This is a genomic window from Paenibacillus sp. 01T422 (assembly GCF_056398785.1).
Genome location: NZ_JBFTQB010001458.1, coordinates 1 through 782, shown reverse-complemented (window position 1 = coordinate 782; position 782 = coordinate 1). Strand labels below are relative to the sequence as shown.

At 46.3% G+C, this 782-nt stretch carries 1 protein-coding gene; it reads left to right on the top strand.

Translation table 11 applies throughout. From position 1 onward, the window contains the following. Positions 1 to 662 (top strand): ABC transporter permease subunit (locus tag AC1DUA_RS39495; protein WP_477504867.1); only part of this gene is annotated, 662 nt, incomplete at its 5' end. Positions 663 to 782 lie beyond the last annotated feature (120 nt).

The following is a 782-nucleotide window of genomic DNA, read 5'->3' as shown; positions in this document are numbered from 1 at the left end:
TATTAAGTATTGTCGCCGGGTTTCCTTTTCCAATTATTATCGCCATCTTACTGAATGAAGTTCGGGCCATGCGCTTCAAAAAGATGGTTCAGACGCTGATCTATGTACCTCACTTCTTTTCATGGGTCATTGTCGGAGGCATTGTCGTTACCATATTCTCTCAGCAATCCGGTGTTATTAACAAGCTGTTGGAGCTATGGACGGGTCACACTACAGCCTTCTTGTATCAGGAACACAGCTGGATCGCTATCTTCCTCGGTTCTGGGATCTGGAAGGAAGCAGGCTGGGGAGCGATCATCTATCTGGCAGCGCTTACCTCGATTGATACGCATCTGTACGAGGCTGCAAGCATCGACGGTGCTTCCAAATGGAAGCAGATCTGGCATGTCACACTGCCTGGCATTCGCAGCACGATTATTCTCATGTTGATTCTGAGTATGGGCAACGTCATGGAAGTCGGGTTTGATCATGTATATACACTCCAAAATGCAGCTGTTTCGGATGTCTCGAATGTCATCAGCACCTATATTTATATCGTAGGTGTCCAGGGAGGACAGTTCAGTTTAACGACGGCGGTCGGGTTGTTTGAATCTCTGGCTGGTTTCTTCTTCGTCCTTCTTGCGAACCAACTTGCCCGGAAATTCGATCAAGGACTGTGGTAAGAAAGGAGCCTCCCCTCATGAAATCAACATGGGATGAGAAAATCTTTTATACAATTAATTATTTGTTCCTGTCACTTGCAGCTATAAGCTGCGTACTTCCTTTGCTGCACATCATTTCCC